Source organism: Chitinophaga sp. GbtcB8, assembly GCF_019091455.1.
Classification (GTDB): domain Bacteria; phylum Bacteroidota; class Bacteroidia; order Chitinophagales; family Chitinophagaceae; genus Chitinophaga.
The window spans coordinates 1-323 of sequence record NZ_JAGXJN010000114.1 but is presented as its reverse complement, the minus strand read 5'-3'; the positions used below and the strand labels follow the sequence as shown (position 1 = coordinate 323).

General features: G+C 48.9%; 1 pseudogene. It reads right to left on the bottom strand.

Annotated features, from left to right (window positions below):
• Window positions 1-89: 89 nt before the first annotated feature.
• Window positions 90-323, bottom strand: a pseudogene (locus KVT36_RS31615) (DUF4136 domain-containing protein); the annotation flags it as partial.

Here is a 323-nt window from a genome sequence, read left to right as displayed (position 1 = left end):
TAGTACACGGTGTAATAAGAGGGGAAGAAATAACCATAACCGTGAAGGCCCCAATAGAACTGATCGTAAAAACCGCCCCTGCCAGTTCACTAGCCGGCATCGTACTTGCTGCTGTTGGAGGTGTCATCAATACGGGTCAGGTTCACGGCCTGCTGCGGTTTTGCACCTATATCCACCAGGGTATATCCTCTTGCCTGCATGGCCGATTTTACAGCTGCTAACAATTGTTTATCGTAGTCTGTGAGCGCACGTTCTGCCTCTGTACCATTGCTGGCTGCCGCCACAGAATCTACAATGCTGAAAGTAGCGTAGGAACTAAAATT